A 15,557-nucleotide genomic window follows, 5' to 3' on the forward strand; every position below is an offset into this window, starting at 1 on the left:
AGATCGGTGAAGACGCAATCCGCGAGCTGATGGCTGCTGTTGACGCCTACATCCCGACGCCTGAGCGTCCGATCGACCAGCCGTTCCTGATGCCGATCGAAGACGTGTTCTCGATCTCTGGCCGTGGTACGGTTGTGACGGGTCGCGTTGAGCGCGGTATCGTCAAGGTTGGTGAAGAAGTCGAAATCGTCGGCATTCGTCCGACGTCGAAGACGACGGTTACCGGCGTTGAAATGTTCCGCAAGCTGCTCGACCAGGGCCAGGCTGGCGACAACATCGGTGCTCTGGTTCGCGGCGTTACCCGTGACGGCGTTGAGCGTGGCCAGATCCTGTGCAAGCCGGGTTCGGTCAAGCCGCACAAGAAGTTCATGGCAGAAGCCTACATCCTGACGAAGGAAGAAGGCGGCCGTCATACGCCGTTCTTCACGAACTACCGTCCGCAGTTCTACTTCCGTACGACTGACGTTACCGGTATCGTTTCGCTTCCAGAAGGCACGGAAATGGTTATGCCTGGCGACAACGTGACTGTTGAAGTCGAGCTGATCGTTCCGATCGCGATGGAAGAAAAGCTGCGCTTCGCTATCCGCGAAGGCGGCCGTACCGTCGGCGCCGGCATCGTCGCTTCTATCGTCGAGTAATTTCACGACGTTGAAATTCAGACCGGCGGCGGTGTAACCCACACCGCCGCCGGGCTTTTAGTAAAAAAGCCTGGCGGCGTTGCATTTTTAGTGCTTGAAAAATTCGGTGAAAGCGCGTAAACGCGCATTCACACTCACCCGCTGGATTCGCAAGCAATTGCGGAGCGCGGTGTTTTAGCAATACAGACTACTGAAATGATTGGGGTGCGACGCGCATCCCTCTCGATTTTTGAAAATCTGCGGCGCCACGATCAATAGAAGTTCATGTGTTTCCGCGTGCGGAAACGAATAACAAAGAACAAGGACAAGACGAATGAACGGCCAGAATATCCGTATCCGCCTCAAGGCGTTCGATCACCGGATCCTCGATGCCTCTACCCGTGAAATCGTGTCGACCGCAAAGCGCACCGGCGCCAGCGTTCGCGGCCCGGTTCCGCTCCCAACCCGCATCGAAAAGTTTACCGTCAACCGCTCTCCTCACGTTGATAAGAAGAGCCGTGAACAGTTCGAAATGCGGACGCACAAGCGTCTTCTCGATATCGTTGACCCCACCCCGCAGACCGTCGATGCTCTGATGAAGCTCGACCTGGCTGCCGGCGTTGACGTGGAAATCAAGCTCTAAGACTGGCCTGACCTCATCCAAGTGAGGGCCATATAACAAGGAAGGTACGTGGAGAAATCCAACGGCTTCCAATCCGGAGACCGGAAACATCGTGAGATGTCGAAGGGCACTCCTTAACAAAGGCCAAAAAGGGTTTTCCCTTCAAGGCTCGCAAGAGGATGAACCAATGCGTTCAGGTGTGATTGCACAGAAAGTGGGTATGACCCGCGTCTACAACGACGCTGGTGAACATATTCCAGTAACAGTATTGCGGATGGATAACGTACAAGTCGTTTCCCAGCGCACGGAAGACAAGAATGGCTACACCGCAGTTCAGCTCGGTGCCGGCCAGTCCAAGGTCAAAAACACGACGAAGGCGCTTCGCGGTCATTTTGCCGCTGCCAATGTCGAACCGAAAGCAAAGCTCGTCGAGTTCCGGGTTTCCCCCGAGAACCTGATCGATATCGGTGCAACACTGACCGCAACTCATTTTCAGGCCGGCCAGCTGGTCGACGTAACGGGAACCACGATCGGTAAGGGTTTTGCCGGTGCTATGAAGCGTCACAACTTCGGTGGTGGTCGCGCTTCGCACGGTAACTCCGTATCGCACCGTGCGCACGGTTCGACTGGTAACAACCAGGATCCGGGCCGCGTGTGGAAGGGCAAGCGCATGGCTGGTCATATGGGCCAGACGCGCGTTACGACCCAGAACCTCGAAGTCGTTTCGACCGATGAAGACCGTGGCCTGATCCTCGTTAAGGGTGCAGTTCCCGGTTCCAAGGGCGCCTGGATCATCGTCCGCGACGCCGTCAAGTCGGCCGCGAAGTAAGGGAGCCTTATCATGGAATTGAACGTCAAGACCCTCGAGGGAAAAGACGCCGGCAAGGTTTCTCTGTCGGACGAGATTTTCGGCCTCGATCCCCGTCAGGATATCCTGGCCCGTATGGTTCGCTGGCAGCTTGCAAAGAAGCAGCAGGGAACGCACAAGACCAAGACCCGTGCGGAAGTTTCCCGTACTGGTGCGAAGATGTACAAGCAGAAGGGTACGGGCCGCGCTCGTCACCATTCGGCTCGCGCACCGCAGTTCCGCGGCGGCGGCAAGGCCCACGGCCCGGTCGTTCGCAGCCACGCACACGACCTTCCCAAGAAGGTTCGCGCGCTTGCTCTGCGTCACGCCCTGTCTGCAAAGCTGAAGGCTGAAGATCTGATCATCGTCGATCAGCTCGTCGCGTCCGAAGCAAAGACCAAGGCTCTGCTGGGCAGCTTCGCTTCGCTTGGCCTGACCAACGCTCTCGTTATCGGTGGCGCAGAACTTGATGGCAACTTCAAGCTCGCAGCTCAGAACATCCCGAATGTGGACGTTCTGCCGGTTCAGGGCATCAATGTTTACGACATCCTGCGTCGTGGTAAGCTCGTGCTTTCCAAGGCTGCTGTAGAGGCTCTGGAGGAGCGGTTCAAATGACGGATCTTCGCCACTACGATGTGATCGTATCTCCTTCGATCACGGAAAAGTCGACGCTGGTATCCGAACAGAACCAGGTCGTATTCAACGTCGCCAAAAGCGCTTCCAAGCCTGAAATCAAGGCTGCCGTGGAAGCTCTCTTCGGCGTCAAAGTCACGGCTGTGAACACGCTTATCCGCAAGGGTAAGACCCGTCGTTTCCGTGGGTTCGCCGGTAAGCTGAAAGACGTCAAGAAAGCCGTCGTTACGCTCGCCGAAGGTCAATCCATCGACGTGTCCACCGGACTCTAAAGGTTAGGCCCAAGCGGGCAAAGACCCAAAAGGGAACAAGAATATGGCATTGAAAAGTTTCAATCCGACCACGCCAAGCCAGCGTCAGCTGGTTATCGTGGACCGCGCTTCGCTCTACAAGGGCAAGCCGGTAAAGGCTCTCACCCAGGGCCTCAGCTCCAAGGGTGGCCGCAACAACCAGGGCCGGATCACCGTCCGGTTCCAGGGTGGTGGTCACAAGCGGACCTACCGTCTGGTAGACTTCAAGCGTCGCAAGTTCGACGTTGAAGGCACCGTTGAACGTTTGGAATACGACCCCAACCGCACCGCGTTCATCGCGCTGGTTACGTATACCGACGGCGAACAGGCTTACATTCTCGCGCCACAGCGTCTCGCTGCCGGTGACAAGGTGATCGCCTCCGACAAGGCAGTGGACGTGAAGCCCGGCAACACCATGCCGCTTCAGTACATTCCGGTCGGTTCGATCATCCACAACGTCGAGATGAAGCCAGGTAAAGGCGGTCAGATTGCCCGCTCCGCCGGTACGTACGTCCAGCTCGTCGGCCGCGATGCCGGTATGGCTATCCTGCGTCTCAACTCGGGTGAACAGCGTCTGGTGCACGGCTCCTGCCTCGCATCGATCGGCGCAGTTTCGAACTCCGATCACGGCAACACCAACGACGGCAAGGCCGGTCGTTCGCGTTGGCGTGGCAAGCGTCCGCACGTTCGCGGCGTCGTCATGAACCCGGTCGACCACCCGCACGGTGGTGGTGAAGGTCGCACGTCGGGTGGTCGTCACCCGGTTACTCCGTGGGGTAAACCCACGAAGGGCAAGCGCACCCGTTCGAACAAGTCGACCGACAAGTTCATCATGCGTTCGCGCCATCAGCGCAAGAAGTAAGAGGAGAAGTCTCAAGTGGCTCGTTCAGTTTGGAAAGGTCCGTTTGTTGACGGCTATCTTCTCACTAAGGCTGAGAAGGTGCGCGAAAGCGGACGCAATGAAGTAATCAAGATCTGGAGCCGTCGCTCCACGATCCTGCCGCAGTTCGTCGGATTGACGTTTGGCGTCTACAACGGCAGCAAGCATGTGCCCGTCTCTGTTAATGAAGACATGGTCGGACACAAGTTCGGTGAATTCTCTCCGACCCGTACCTATTACGGTCACGGCGCGGACAAGAAGGCAAAGAGGAAGTAATCATGGCGAAGGCTAAGACCGAACGCCGGCTGAAGGACAATGAGGCTCAGGCCATTGCCCGTACGCTCCGCGTCAGCCCCCAGAAACTGAACCTGGTTGCCGCTCTTATCCGTGGCAAGAAGGTTGATCGCGCTCTCGCCGAGCTCGAATTCTCCCGCAAGCGCATCGCAGGGACCGTCAAGAAGACGCTCGAATCTGCGATTGCCAATGCGGAAAACAACCATGACCTCGACGTCGACGCTCTCGTCGTCGCCGAGGCCTATGTTGGCAAGTCCATCACCATGAAGCGTTTCCACGCTCGTGGCCGTGGTCGTGCATCCCGCATTGAAAAGCCGTTCTCTCACCTCACGATCGTTGTTCGTGAAGTTGAGGAAAAAGGGGAGGCCGCATAATGGGTCAGAAAATCAATCCGATCGGCTTCCGCCTCGGCATCAACCGTACCTGGGATAGCCGCTGGTACGCTGACACCGCTGAATACGGCAAGCTGCTGCATGAAGACCTGAAGATCCGGGCTTACCTGATCAAGGAACTCAAGCAGGCCGGTATCGCCAAGGTGGTCATCGAGCGTCCGCACAAGAAGTGCCGCGTTACGATCCATTCGGCTCGTCCGGGTCTCATCATCGGCAAGAAGGGCGCGGACATCGAGAAGCTTCGCAAGAAGCTTTCCGAGATGACCAACTCCGAAACGCACCTCAACATCGTTGAAGTGCGCAAGCCGGAAATCGACGCGACTCTCGTCGCTCAGTCGATCGCCCAGCAGCTCGAGCGCCGCGTGGCTTTCCGCCGTGCGATGAAGCGTTCGGTTCAGTCCGCAATGCGTCTTGGCGCCGAAGGCATCAAGATCACCTGCGGTGGCCGTCTCGGTGGCGCCGAAATCGCTCGTACCGAATGGTACCGCGAAGGACGCGTTCCGCTGCACACGCTGCGTGCGGACATCGACTACGGCACAGCTGAAGCGGAAACCGCGTTCGGCATCTGCGGCATCAAGGTCTGGATCTTCAAGGGCGAAATCCTTGAGCACGATCCGATGGCTTCTGAGCGTCGTGGTCTCGAAGGCGATGCTCAGGGCCCTGCAAGCCGTGAGCGTGGCGATCGTCCCGATCGTCGTCGCGAAAACGCTTGATTGACGCTGGCGAAAGATAAGCTCGGAGAAGTAAGAAAATGTTGCAGCCAAAGCGTACTAAGTACCGCAAGCAGTTCAAGGGACGCATCAAGGGCGTCGCCAAGGGCGGCTTTGACCTGGCATTCGGTGAATTCGGCTTGAAGTCGCAGGAACCGAACCGCGTGAACGCACGCGAGATCGAAGCGGCCCGCCGCGCGATCACGCGTTACATGAAGCGCGCAGGTCGTGTGTGGATCCGCGTATTCCCAGACGTTCCGGTAACGGCAAAGCCGACCGAAGTTCGTATGGGTAAGGGCAAGGGTTCGGTCGAATACTGGGCATGCAAGGTCAAGCCCGGTCGTATGATGTTCGAGATCGACGGTGTGTCCGAGGAGATCGCCCGCGAGGCGCTTCGTCTCGGTGCTGCCAAGCTCTCGGTCAAGACGCGCTTCGTACAGCGCATCGCAGAGTAAGGAGCAAGGCACATGAAAGCCGATGAAGTTCGCGGCCTCAGCGCCGACCAGCTCAAGGACAAGCTCGCTGATCTGAAGAAGGAGCAGTTCAACCTGCGCTTCCAGAAGGCGACTGGCCAGCTGGAGAAGTCCTCGCGCATCAACGAAGTCCGCAAGGACATCGCCCGCGTTAAAACCATTGCCCGCCAGAAGGCGGCAGAAGCCAAGGCCTAAGGAAAAATAATATGCCGAAACGCATTCTGCAGGGCGTCGTAGTGTCCGACAAGAACGAGAAGACTGTTGTAGTCCGGGTTGAGCGCCGATTCGCTCACCCGCTGCTCCAGAAGACCGTTCGCCGTTCGAAGAAGTACAAGGCACACGACGAAAACAATCAGTATAAGGTCGGCGATGTCGTTTCCATCGAGGAATGCGCACCGATCTCCAAGGACAAGCGCTGGACGGTCGTTTCCGCCCAGGCTTAATTTCATCAGAATCGCGCCAGGTCTCTTGTACTTGGCGCGAAATACTGTATGAAGCACCGCAAGGACGCTCGTGAATCGAGCGTCTTTTGCTTTGATGCGCACGGAAGGTCCTTCGGGAAACCACCCTGTCACGACATTTCCGCGCAAAAAAAGAGACATTCATAAGCTGGGGCAGGGGGCTCACTCGGGAGAGTTTGCCCAACCGTTCCGGTAACAACAAGAAGGCGACCTGACATGATTCAGATGCAAACAAACCTCGACGTGGCGGATAATTCCGGCGCACGTCGTGTCATGTGCATCAAGGTGCTGGGCGGCTCGAAGCGCAAATATGCTTCTGTTGGCGACATTATTGTCGTTTCCATCAAGGAAGCTATTCCGCGCGGCCGCGTCAAGAAGGGCGATGTGATGAAGGCGGTTGTCGTTCGCACCGCCAAGGACATCCGTCGCGCTGACGGCAGCGTCATCCGTTTCGATAACAACGCAGCCGTTCTTATCGACAACAAGAAAGAGCCCATCGGCACCCGTATCTTCGGACCGGTTCCGCGCGAACTTCGCGCCAAGAACCACATGAAGATCATCTCGCTGGCTCCGGAAGTACTGTAAGGAGCGTATGCGATGCAGAAAATTCGTAAAGGCGACAACGTTGTCGTATTGACCGGTAAGGACAAGGGCCGTACCGGCGAAGTAATCCAGGTTTTGCCGAAGGAAGATCGGGCCGTTGTGCGTGGCGTTAACATGGTGAAGCGTCACCAGCGCCAGACCCAGGCTCAGGAAGCTGGCATCATCAACAAGGAAGCGTCCTTGCACATCTCCAACATTGCCATCGTCGATAAGGATGGCAAGCCGACCCGCGTTGGCTTTACTGTTGTAGACGGCAAGAAGGTCCGCGTGGCCAAGCGTTCGGGAGAAGTGATCGATGGCTGATAAGTACGAGCCGCGTCTCAAGACGGAGTACGTTTCCCGTATCCGTGGCGCCATGCAGGAGAAGTTCTCCTACGCCAACGTGATGATGATCCCGAAGCTTGAAAAGATCGTGATCAACATGGGTGTTGGCGAGGCAACTGCCGACTCCAAGAAGCCAACCATTGCTGCCGGTGACCTGGCTGCGATTGCCGGCCAGAAGCCGGTTGTTACCCGCGCTCGCAACTCGATCGCTGGTTTCAAGGTTCGCGAAGGCATGCCGATCGGTGCGAAGGTTACCCTTCGTGGCGCCCGCATGTATGAATTCCTTGATCGCCTGGTCAACATCGCGCTGCCGCGCGTTCGCGACTTCCGGGGTCTGAACCCGAAGAGCTTTGACGGCCGTGGCAACTTCGCCATGGGCATCAAGGAACACATTGTGTTCCCTGAGATCAACTACGATAAGGTTGATCAGATGTGGGGCATGGACATCATCGTTTGCACGACGGCGACGTCGGACGACGAAGCACGGGCTCTGCTTACAGAGTTCAACTTCCCGTTCCGTCACTAACCGTAACGACGAGCGTAGAAAAGGAACTCCGATATGGCGAAAACAAGCGCAGTTGAAAAGAACAAGCGCCGCCGCAAGTCGGTCGCCCAGCAGGCCACCAAGCGGGCTGCACTGAAGGCGATCGTGATGAACCAGTCCCTTCCGATCGAAGACCGGTTCAAGGCCACTCTGAAGCTCGCTTCGCTGCCGCGTGACGGCTCGAAGACGCGTATCCGCAACCGCTGCGAAGTAACGGGCCGTCCGCGCGCGTTCTATCGCAAACTCAAGATGTCGCGTATCGCGCTTCGTGAGCTGGGCAATTCCGGCAAGGTGCCGGGCATTGTCAAGTCGAGCTGGTAAGGAGACGGGCACATGACCATGACTGATCCTTTGGGTGATATGCTCACCCGCATCCGCAATGGTGCTGCTCGCCGTAAGTCTTCGGTAAGCACGCCTGCTTCCAGCCTCCGCGCACGCGTTCTCGACGTGCTGCAGGCTGAAGGCTACATTCGCGGTTATTCCAAGGTCGATTTCGAAAACGGCAAGGCCGAATTCACGATCGAACTGAAGTACTACGAAGGCGCGTCCGTGATCCGTGAGATCGGCCGCGTTTCCAAGCCGGGCCGCCGAGTTTATGTCTCGGTTAAGTCCATTCCGCAGGTCGCGAACGGCCTCGGCATCACCATCCTTTCGACCCCGAAGGGCGTGATGGCCGATCACCAAGCTCGCGAACAGAACGTTGGTGGCGAGGTTCTTTGCTCGGTCTTCTAAGACCCGAGCACGGATCTCCATAACGAACAGACAGGATTGAACAATGTCTCGTATCGGTAAAAAGCCCGTTCAGGTTCCAGCAGGTGTTACGGCCAATGTCGACGGCCAGAAGGTCACTGCTAAGGGCCCGAAGGGTGAACTGTTTTTCGTCGCTAATGACGACATCCAGCTGAAACTCGAAGATAATGGCGTTTCCGTAACGCCGGCCAACAACACCAAGGAAGCTCGTTCCAAGTGGGGCATGTCCCGCACGATGATCGAGAACATCTTCAAGGGTGTTAAGGACGGCTACGAACGCAAGCTCGAAATCAACGGCGTCGGTTACCGTGCCGCCCTGCAGGGCAAGAACCTGCAGCTGGCTCTCGGTTTCAGCCACGATGTTGTTTACGAGCCTCCGGTCGGCATCACCATTGCCGTTCCGAAGCCGACGGAAATCATCGTTTCCGGCATCAACAAGCAGCAGGTTGGCCAGGTTGCCGCGGAAATCCGCGAATACCGTGGTCCCGAGCCCTACAAGGGCAAGGGCGTGAAGTACGCTGAAGAGCGTATCGTCCGCAAAGAAGGCAAGAAGAAGTAAGGATCACGCGAAATGGCTAGCAGGAAAGAAGCACTTGCACGTCGCGCGAGCCGTGTGCGCCGCCAGATCAAGGCGGTTGCCAATGGCCGCCCGCGCCTGTCGGTTCATCGCTCGTCGAAGAACATCTACGCTCAGATCATCGATGACGTTGCTGGCAAGACGCTTGCGTCTGCCTCCACGCTCGAAGCCGATCTGCGCGGCTCGCTCAAGACCGGCGCCGACGTTGCAGCAGCAGCTGTCGTAGGCAAGCTGGTTGCAGAGCGTGGCGTCAAGGCTGGCGTCAAGGATGTCGTATTCGACCGTGGCGCATTCATCTATCACGGCCGTATCAAGGCTGTGGCAGAAGCTGCCCGCGAAGGCGGTCTGAACTTCTGAGTGCTTGACCCTTTCGATTGTTCGCAATCGAGAGAAAGGGTCACGCACCACTCAAGATCCTGCAGCGTCCTTTGCGTGTCGGTTTCGACACGCGGCGCTGCAGTTTCCGCCCTGACAACGATCCGGGCGGAATTTCACCGGACCATGCGGGTCTCTTCATCGAGGCCGGTGGTCTTTTCGTTTGCCGTTCCACCCGTAAAAGAAAAAGGACAAGGACAATGGCACAGGAAAAAAGAGGTTCTCGCGACGACCGCCAGAACCGTGAAGAACGCGATAGCGAATTCGTCGACAAGCTGGTCGCGATCAACCGCGTTGCAAAGGTTGTTAAGGGTGGCCGTCGCTTTGGCTTCGCCGCTCTCGTCGTCGTCGGCGACCAGAAGGGCCGCGTTGGCTTCGGTCACGGCAAGGCTCGCGAAGTTCCGGAAGCCATCCGTAAGGCAACCGAGAGCGCAAAGCGCGATCTGATCTTCGTTCCGCTGCGCGATGGCCGCACGCTGCATCACGACGTCAATGGCCGTCACGGCGCAGGCAAGGTTCTGCTGCGTTCGGCCAAGGCCGGTACCGGTATCATCGCCGGTGGTCCGATGCGCGCTGTTTTCGAAACGCTGGGCGTTCATGACGTTGTTGCCAAGTCGACCGGTTCTTCGAACCCGTACAACATGGTTCGCGCAACGTTCGACGCTCTGAAGCATCAGGTTCATCCTAAGGACATCGCTGCACAGCGTGGTCTCAAGTATGCGACCCTTCAGTCTCGTCGTGCCGCTTCCGGCAACGCTTCTGAAGAATAAGGAGCTGGATCATGGCCAAGAAGACTACTGAAGCCAAAAAGACTGTTACGGTCGAACAGATCGGCAGCCCTATCCGCCGCCCGGCAATCCAGCGTCAGACGCTGGTCGGTCTGGGTCTCAACAAGATGCACCGTCAGCGCACCCTGGAAGATACTCCTGCGGTTCGCGGCATGATCCGTGCGGTCCAGCATCTCGTTCGCGTCGTTGACGAGAAGTGAGACGGAGTAACCTATCATGAAACTCAATGAAATCAGAGACAACGAAGGCTCCACCAAGGACCGTATCCGCGTAGGTCGCGGTATCGGTTCCGGCAAGGGCAAGACCGGTGGTCGCGGTGTGAAGGGTCAGAAGGCTCGTTCGGGCGTCGCCATCAACGGTTTTGAAGGCGGTCAGATGCCAATCTACCGTCGTCTTCCGAAGCGCGGTTTCAACAACATTTTCGCTTCCGAATTTGCTGTTGTATCGCTCGGCCGCATTCAGACCGCCATCGACGCCAAGAAGCTCGACGCTTCCGCAACGATCGATGCTGCTGCTCTCAAGGCTGCTGGCGTTATCCGTCGCACCAAGGACGGCGTTCGCATTCTCGCTGACGGCGAACTGACGAGCAAGGTTGCTTTTGAAGTTGCCGGCGCTTCCAAGCCTGCACTCGAAAAGATTGAGAAGGCTGGCGGCTCTATCAAGCTTCTCGCAGTTGCAGCTGAAGCTTCCGAGTAATATATAGACTTCAGACGCCCGGGGCATAGTCGCTCCGGGCGTTTGCGCTCCCTGGCTTATGGTGCTCTCGATTTAAATCGATTTATTGTGGCATCACGGCAAACTCTTCGCGGTGCAGCTGTTATGCGCGCCACATGCGGCATAAAGTGCCGCAGGGAGAGCCTCACAGTTCTTGAACTTCCTTGAGGGAGGGGATAGGACATAAAAAAACAGGGTGAGGCATGATGGCGGCGCAACGCCGTGTTCGTCCGAAGCCCGTTTTTGAACCGGTATTTTTAGACCTTTCCGCATTGGCCGGTTTCGCTGGCCGGCAAGGGTCATTCGGAGAAATTTATGGCTTCAGCAGCGGAACAACTGGCTTCGAACCTGAATTTTTCGACCTTCGCTAAGGCGGAGGATCTGAAAAAGCGTCTCTGGTTTACTCTTGCCGCACTTCTCGTCTACCGTCTTGGTACCCACATTCCGCTTCCGGGTCTGAACCCCGAAGCCTATGCACAGGCCTTCCGTGGCCAGGCCAACGGTATTCTCGGTCTTTTCAACATGTTTGCGGGTGGCGCAGTCGAGCGTATGGCGATCTTCGCCCTCGGCATCATGCCTTACATCTCCGCTTCGATCATCGTGCAGCTCATGACCTCGGTCGTGCCTTCGCTCGAAGCGTTGAAGAAGGAAGGCGAAGCCGGACGCAAGATCATCAACCAGTACACGCGCTACGGCACGGTACTGCTTGGCACCCTGCAGGCCTACGGCATCGCTGTCGGCCTTGAGAGCGGCAACGGCCTCGTGGTCGATCCTGGCCTGTTCTTCCGTATTTCCACCGTCATCACGCTGCTCGGCGGCACGATGTTCCTGATGTGGCTTGGCGAACAGATTACCTCGCGCGGCATCGGCAACGGTATTTCGCTCATCATCTTTGCCGGTATTGCCGCAGGTCTGCCCAAGGCACTTGCCGGCACGCTGGAACTCGGCCGCACCGGTGCGCTGTCGACGACGCTCATACTCATGGTCGTTGTCGTAGCAATTGGCGTCATCGCGCTGATCGTTTTCGTGGAGCGCGCCCAGCGCCGTCTACTGATACAATATCCGAAACGCCAGGTCGGCAACCGGATGTTCCAGGGCGATACCTCGCATCTGCCGCTGAAGCTCAACACGGCTGGCGTTATTCCCGCGATCTTCGCATCCTCGCTGCTGCTTCTGCCTGCGACGGCTGCCGGTTTTGCCGGAAACACCAACCTGCCGGGCTGGGCAACCTCGATCATCGCGTCGTTGCAGCATGGACAGCCGCTGTTCATGGCGCTCTACGGCCTGCTCATCGCGTTCTTTGCATTTTTCTACACGGCTATCGTCTTCAATCCGAAGGACACGGCCGATAACCTCAAGAAGCACGGTGGCTTCATTCCGGGCATTCGTCCGGGCGAGCGCACCGCGGAGTACATCGATTACGTTCTGACCCGTATCACGGTTGTCGGCGCTGTTTATCTTGTCTTCGTGTGTATCCTTCCTGAGACACTTATCGCACGTACGGGCATTCCATTAGCCCTTGGTGGTACTTCGCTTTTGATCGTTGTCAGTGTAACTCTGGACACGGTTGCGCAAATTCAGGGACACCTGATCGCGCAGCAGTATGAAGGACTGATCAAGAAGTCGAAGTTGCGTGGAGGAAAGAGGGGACGATGAGACTGATATTTTTAGGTCCGCCGGGTGCGGGCAAGGGAACCCAGGCCAAACGCCTGACTGACAAGTACGGGATCCCGCAGCTTTCCACCGGTGACATGCTTCGCGCTGCGGTTAGCGCGGGCACGGAAATAGGCAAGCGCGCCAAGGCCGTCATGGACGCCGGCGGGCTGGTTTCCGACGATATCGTCAATCAGATCGTTTCCGAACGCATCGAAGCTCCGGACTGTGCCAAGGGTTTCATTCTCGATGGCTATCCGCGCACCGTTCCGCAGGCCAAGGCGCTTGCCGAGAACATGCACAAGAAGAACGTTGCCCTCGATGCCGTCATCGAACTGAAGGTGGACGAGGAGGCGCTGATTCGCCGAATCGAAAATCGCGTTGCAGAGACCATCGCTGCCGGTGGCACGGTTCGTTCCGACGACAATCCGGAAGCCTTCCGCAAGCGGTTGACGGAGTATCGCGAGAAGACTGCGCCGCTGTCGCAATATTACAGCGAGCAGGGTGAACTTGTGACACTGGATGGCATGGCTGATGTCGATGCCGTCACCGCGGCCATCGAACGGGTTCTGGAAAAGGCCTCGGCCTGATGGTTGGAGCGGGATGGTGAAAACCGCAGGCGGTTTTCCCGGCAAATCCTGTGCTCCTGATACGGCGTATCCTTTGGATCGCAAAAGAATCTTGGCGGAGCCGGTTGCTTTTTAGCGCTGATTCCGTTAAACACCGCGCCAACTCGCGACATCCCAAGCGACTGGCGCGGATTTCCCTTAAGGGAGGGAAATCCGGGTTCGGTCGTTTTGACTTGTCACGGACATCAATTTTGAACTGGCGGTCGTGTCGGCCGCTCGAATGGAATCACCACTTGCCGGATGGCAACTGGAACCAAGGAGAAAAGACGTGGCACGTATCGCTGGCGTCAACATCCCGACTGCAAAGCGCGTTGTTATTGCGCTGACGTATATTCACGGGATTGGTCCGAAATTCGCGCAGGAAATCATGGACAAGGTCGGTCTTCCGGCTGACAAGCGCGTTCATCAGCTTACGGATGCTGAAGTTCTTCAGATCCGCGAAGCCATCGACCGCGACTATCAGGTCGAAGGCGATCTTCGTCGCGAGACCTCGATGAACATCAAGCGTCTGATGGACCTCGGCTGCTACCGCGGCCTGCGTCACCGTCGTGGCCTTCCGGTCCGCGGTCAGCGCACGCACACCAACGCCCGCACCCGTAAGGGTCCGGCGAAGGCTATCGCTGGTAAGAAGAAGTAATTTTCCGGTTCTCCGGAAAGGAGAGGCTGGTGCGGTCTGCGCCAGCCTTTCTGAGTTTGGCGTGAAGCTCGGAAACGGGTCGATCGCCGGTGTAGCCGCTGGTGTTACGGCGGTGAAGAGATCAATGAAAGGTATAAAATGGCCAAGGAAGCCGCACGCGTTCGCCGTCGCGAACGTAAAAATATCACGTCGGGCGTCGCGCATGTCAACTCGACCTTCAACAACACGATGATCACCATCACCGACGCACAGGGCAATGCTATTGCCTGGTCGTCCGCTGGTGCCAAGGGCTTCAAGGGTTCGCGCAAGTCGACCCCGTTTGCTGCCCAGATCGCTGCTGAAGATTGCGCGAAGAAGGCTCAGGAACACGGCATGAAGTCGCTTGAAGTTGAAGTTTGCGGTCCGGGTTCCGGCCGTGAATCGGCACTTCGCGCTCTGCAGGCTGCCGGTTTCATGATCACTTCCATTCGCGACGTGACGCCGATCCCGCACAACGGTTGCCGTCCGCGCAAGAAGCGCCGCGTCTGACGCGACCGTGGTTCGGAAATTCCGCCTTTCCTTCGGTCTGGCGGAATTTTCGTGTATCTGGCGTGTGCGCGTCGATTTCGATCGACGGACTTGCGCTCAAGAACCCACTGATGAACCGCGGAATTAGGTTCCTCTCAGTGTTTTCATGCTCGGTCCGTCACGATTGGATGGTGGCGGCGAACGGAAGGTTTAAAGATGATTCAGAAGAACTGGCAGGAACTTATCAAGCCGAACAAGGTCGAGTTCACCTCGTCCAGCCGCACCAAGGCAACGCTCGTTGCCGAGCCGCTGGAGCGTGGTTTCGGTCTTACTCTCGGCAACGCGCTGCGTCGCGTTCTGTTGTCTTCTCTGCGTGGTGCCGCTGTTACGGCCGTGCAGATCGACGGTGTCCTGCACGAATTCTCCTCCATCCCCGGCGTTCGGGAAGATGTGACGGATATCGTGCTCAACATCAAGGAAATCGCCATCAAGATGGATGGTGACGATTCCAAGCGCATGGTCGTGCGCAAGCAGGGTCCGGGTTCGGTAACCGCTGGTGACATCCAGACGGTTGGCGACATCGAGATCCTGAACCCCGACCACGTGATCTGCACGCTGGACGAAGGCGCTGAAATCCGCATGGAATTCACCGTCAACAACGGCAAGGGTTACGTACCGGCTGAGCGCAACCGCGCGGAAGATGCCCCAATTGGCCTCATTCCGGTGGACAGCCTGTATTCTCCGGTCAAGAAAGTGTCCTACAAGGTGGAAAACACCCGTGAAGGTCAGGTTCTCGACTATGACAAGCTGATCATGACGATCGAGACCAACGGTTCGGTTTCCGGCGAAGACGCCGTTGCCTTCGCCGCTCGCATTCTTCAGGACCAGCTCGGCGTCTTCGTCAACTTCGACGAGCCGCAGAAGGAAGCAGAAGAAGAATCGGTTACCGAACTCGCGTTCAACCCGGCGCTTCTCAAGAAGGTCGACGAGCTGGAACTGTCCGTTCGTTCGGCAAACTGCCTGAAGAACGACAACATCGTCTATATCGGCGACCTGATCCAGAAGACCGAAGCCGAAATGCTTCGCACGCCGAACTTTGGTCGCAAGTCGCTGAACGAAATCAAGGAAGTTCTCGCTTCCATGGGTCTGCACCTCGGTATGGAAGTACCGGCATGGCCGCCTGAGAACATCGAAGATCTCGCCAAGCGTTACGAAGACCAATACTAACAAACAAGAA

The 15,557-nt window shown here is 57.3% G+C and carries 27 protein-coding genes; all 27 read left to right on the plus strand.

The annotated features are described in order from the left end of the window. Positions 1 to 638 (plus strand): EF-Tu/IF-2/RF-3 family GTPase (locus F617_RS0124205; protein ID WP_019567049.1); only part of this gene is annotated, 638 nt, incomplete at its 5' end. Positions 639 to 951: 313 nt separating this feature from the next. Beyond that, positions 952 to 1,260: a 30S ribosomal protein S10 gene (rpsJ, locus tag F617_RS0124210; RefSeq protein ID WP_003507767.1), complete on the plus strand. Its 309-nt coding sequence runs from the start codon at positions 952 to 954 to the stop codon at positions 1,258 to 1,260. A gap of 166 nt (positions 1,261 to 1,426) precedes the next feature. Beyond that, positions 1,427 to 2,068 (plus strand): 50S ribosomal protein L3, encoded by a 642-nt coding sequence (gene rplC, locus F617_RS0124215; RefSeq protein ID WP_003516149.1) that lies wholly within the window; start codon positions 1,427 to 1,429, stop codon positions 2,066 to 2,068. Positions 2,069 to 2,080: 12 nt separating this feature from the next. After that, positions 2,081 to 2,701 carry a 50S ribosomal protein L4 gene (gene rplD, locus F617_RS0124220; protein WP_003516147.1) on the plus strand — a complete coding sequence of 207 codons (621 nt, stop codon included), beginning with the start codon at positions 2,081 to 2,083 and terminating at the stop codon, positions 2,699 to 2,701. Next, positions 2,698 to 2,991, plus strand: a complete 294-nt coding sequence (locus F617_RS0124225) for a 50S ribosomal protein L23 (RefSeq protein WP_003495178.1) — start codon at positions 2,698 to 2,700, stop codon at positions 2,989 to 2,991. Before rplD ends, F617_RS0124225 begins: the two co-directional genes overlap by 4 nt. 43 nt (positions 2,992 to 3,034) lie before the next feature. After that, complete coding sequence (gene rplB, locus F617_RS0124230; RefSeq protein WP_003516146.1) at positions 3,035 to 3,871, plus strand: 50S ribosomal protein L2; 837 nt, start codon at positions 3,035 to 3,037, stop codon at positions 3,869 to 3,871. A 15-nt stretch (positions 3,872 to 3,886) separates the two neighbouring features. After that, positions 3,887 to 4,165 carry a 30S ribosomal protein S19 gene (gene rpsS, locus F617_RS0124235; RefSeq protein WP_003507772.1) on the plus strand — a complete coding sequence of 93 codons (279 nt, stop codon included), beginning with the start codon at positions 3,887 to 3,889 and terminating at the stop codon, positions 4,163 to 4,165. A 2-nt stretch (positions 4,166 to 4,167) separates the two neighbouring features. Then, a complete protein-coding gene (gene rplV, locus F617_RS0124240; protein WP_003495184.1) occupies positions 4,168 to 4,557 on the plus strand; it encodes a 50S ribosomal protein L22 in 390 nt (129 codons plus the stop codon). After that, positions 4,557 to 5,288: a 30S ribosomal protein S3 gene (gene rpsC / locus F617_RS0124245; protein ID WP_003516138.1), complete on the plus strand. Its 732-nt coding sequence runs from the start codon at positions 4,557 to 4,559 to the stop codon at positions 5,286 to 5,288. Before rplV ends, rpsC begins: the two co-directional genes overlap by 1 nt. Before the next feature lie 38 nt (positions 5,289 to 5,326). Beyond that, positions 5,327 to 5,740, plus strand: coding sequence for a 50S ribosomal protein L16 (gene rplP / locus F617_RS0124250; protein WP_003516136.1), 414 nt, complete (start codon positions 5,327 to 5,329; stop codon positions 5,738 to 5,740). Between the two features lie 12 nt (positions 5,741 to 5,752). Beyond that, positions 5,753 to 5,953, plus strand: a complete 201-nt coding sequence (gene rpmC / locus F617_RS0124255) for a 50S ribosomal protein L29 (RefSeq protein WP_003495193.1) — start codon at positions 5,753 to 5,755, stop codon at positions 5,951 to 5,953. An 11-nt stretch (positions 5,954 to 5,964) separates the two neighbouring features. After that, positions 5,965 to 6,201: a 30S ribosomal protein S17 gene (rpsQ, locus tag F617_RS0124260; protein WP_003495195.1), complete on the plus strand. Its 237-nt coding sequence runs from the start codon at positions 5,965 to 5,967 to the stop codon at positions 6,199 to 6,201. Between the two features lie 234 nt (positions 6,202 to 6,435). Next, complete coding sequence (gene rplN / locus F617_RS0124265; protein WP_003495199.1) at positions 6,436 to 6,804, plus strand: 50S ribosomal protein L14; 369 nt, start codon at positions 6,436 to 6,438, stop codon at positions 6,802 to 6,804. A 12-nt stretch (positions 6,805 to 6,816) separates the two neighbouring features. After that, positions 6,817 to 7,125, plus strand: coding sequence for a 50S ribosomal protein L24 (gene rplX / locus F617_RS0124270; protein ID WP_003516133.1), 309 nt, complete (start codon positions 6,817 to 6,819; stop codon positions 7,123 to 7,125). After that, positions 7,118 to 7,672: a 50S ribosomal protein L5 gene (rplE, locus tag F617_RS0124275; RefSeq protein ID WP_003495201.1), complete on the plus strand. Its 555-nt coding sequence runs from the start codon at positions 7,118 to 7,120 to the stop codon at positions 7,670 to 7,672. The genes rplX and rplE overlap by 8 nt, the downstream gene beginning before the upstream one ends. 33 nt (positions 7,673 to 7,705) lie before the next feature. Continuing rightward, complete coding sequence (gene rpsN / locus F617_RS0124280; protein ID WP_003495202.1) at positions 7,706 to 8,011, plus strand: 30S ribosomal protein S14; 306 nt, start codon at positions 7,706 to 7,708, stop codon at positions 8,009 to 8,011. 12 nt (positions 8,012 to 8,023) lie between these two features. Next, positions 8,024 to 8,422: a 30S ribosomal protein S8 gene (gene rpsH / locus F617_RS0124285; protein ID WP_003516131.1), complete on the plus strand. Its 399-nt coding sequence runs from the start codon at positions 8,024 to 8,026 to the stop codon at positions 8,420 to 8,422. 43 nt (positions 8,423 to 8,465) lie between these two features. Beyond that, positions 8,466 to 8,999 carry a 50S ribosomal protein L6 gene (rplF, locus tag F617_RS0124290; RefSeq protein WP_003516129.1) on the plus strand — a complete coding sequence of 178 codons (534 nt, stop codon included), beginning with the start codon at positions 8,466 to 8,468 and terminating at the stop codon, positions 8,997 to 8,999. A 12-nt stretch (positions 9,000 to 9,011) separates the two neighbouring features. Beyond that, a complete protein-coding gene (rplR, locus tag F617_RS0124295; protein WP_003516127.1) occupies positions 9,012 to 9,374 on the plus strand; it encodes a 50S ribosomal protein L18 in 363 nt (120 codons plus the stop codon). A 218-nt stretch (positions 9,375 to 9,592) separates the two neighbouring features. After that, positions 9,593 to 10,162, plus strand: coding sequence for a 30S ribosomal protein S5 (rpsE, locus tag F617_RS0124300; RefSeq protein WP_003516126.1), 570 nt, complete (start codon positions 9,593 to 9,595; stop codon positions 10,160 to 10,162). Positions 10,163 to 10,173: 11 nt separating this feature from the next. Further along, positions 10,174 to 10,380 (plus strand): 50S ribosomal protein L30, encoded by a 207-nt coding sequence (rpmD, locus tag F617_RS0124305; protein WP_003495212.1) that lies wholly within the window; start codon positions 10,174 to 10,176, stop codon positions 10,378 to 10,380. A 16-nt stretch (positions 10,381 to 10,396) separates the two neighbouring features. Next, positions 10,397 to 10,876: a 50S ribosomal protein L15 gene (gene rplO, locus F617_RS0124310; protein ID WP_019567051.1), complete on the plus strand. Its 480-nt coding sequence runs from the start codon at positions 10,397 to 10,399 to the stop codon at positions 10,874 to 10,876. Between the two features lie 333 nt (positions 10,877 to 11,209). Beyond that, positions 11,210 to 12,550 (plus strand): preprotein translocase subunit SecY, encoded by a 1,341-nt coding sequence (gene secY, locus F617_RS0124315; RefSeq protein ID WP_019567052.1) that lies wholly within the window; start codon positions 11,210 to 11,212, stop codon positions 12,548 to 12,550. Next, the gene (locus F617_RS0124320; RefSeq protein ID WP_003516123.1) at positions 12,547 to 13,137 is read left to right on the plus strand and encodes an adenylate kinase; all 591 of its coding nucleotides are present in this window, start codon (positions 12,547 to 12,549) and stop codon (positions 13,135 to 13,137) included. Before secY ends, F617_RS0124320 begins: the two co-directional genes overlap by 4 nt. Before the next feature lie 307 nt (positions 13,138 to 13,444). Beyond that, positions 13,445 to 13,813 carry a 30S ribosomal protein S13 gene (gene rpsM, locus F617_RS0124330; protein ID WP_003516122.1) on the plus strand — a complete coding sequence of 123 codons (369 nt, stop codon included), beginning with the start codon at positions 13,445 to 13,447 and terminating at the stop codon, positions 13,811 to 13,813. Between the two features lie 138 nt (positions 13,814 to 13,951). Further along, positions 13,952 to 14,341 (plus strand): 30S ribosomal protein S11, encoded by a 390-nt coding sequence (gene rpsK, locus F617_RS0124335; protein ID WP_003495225.1) that lies wholly within the window; start codon positions 13,952 to 13,954, stop codon positions 14,339 to 14,341. A 195-nt stretch (positions 14,342 to 14,536) separates the two neighbouring features. Continuing rightward, entirely contained in the window at positions 14,537 to 15,547 is a 1,011-nt protein-coding gene (locus tag F617_RS0124340) for a DNA-directed RNA polymerase subunit alpha (RefSeq protein WP_003516121.1), read from the plus strand. Positions 15,548 to 15,557: the final 10 nt, after the last annotated feature.

Origin of the sequence: Agrobacterium sp. 10MFCol1.1 (assembly GCF_000381165.1) — a bacterium.
GTDB classification, from domain to species: domain Bacteria; phylum Pseudomonadota; class Alphaproteobacteria; order Rhizobiales; family Rhizobiaceae; genus Agrobacterium; species Agrobacterium tumefaciens.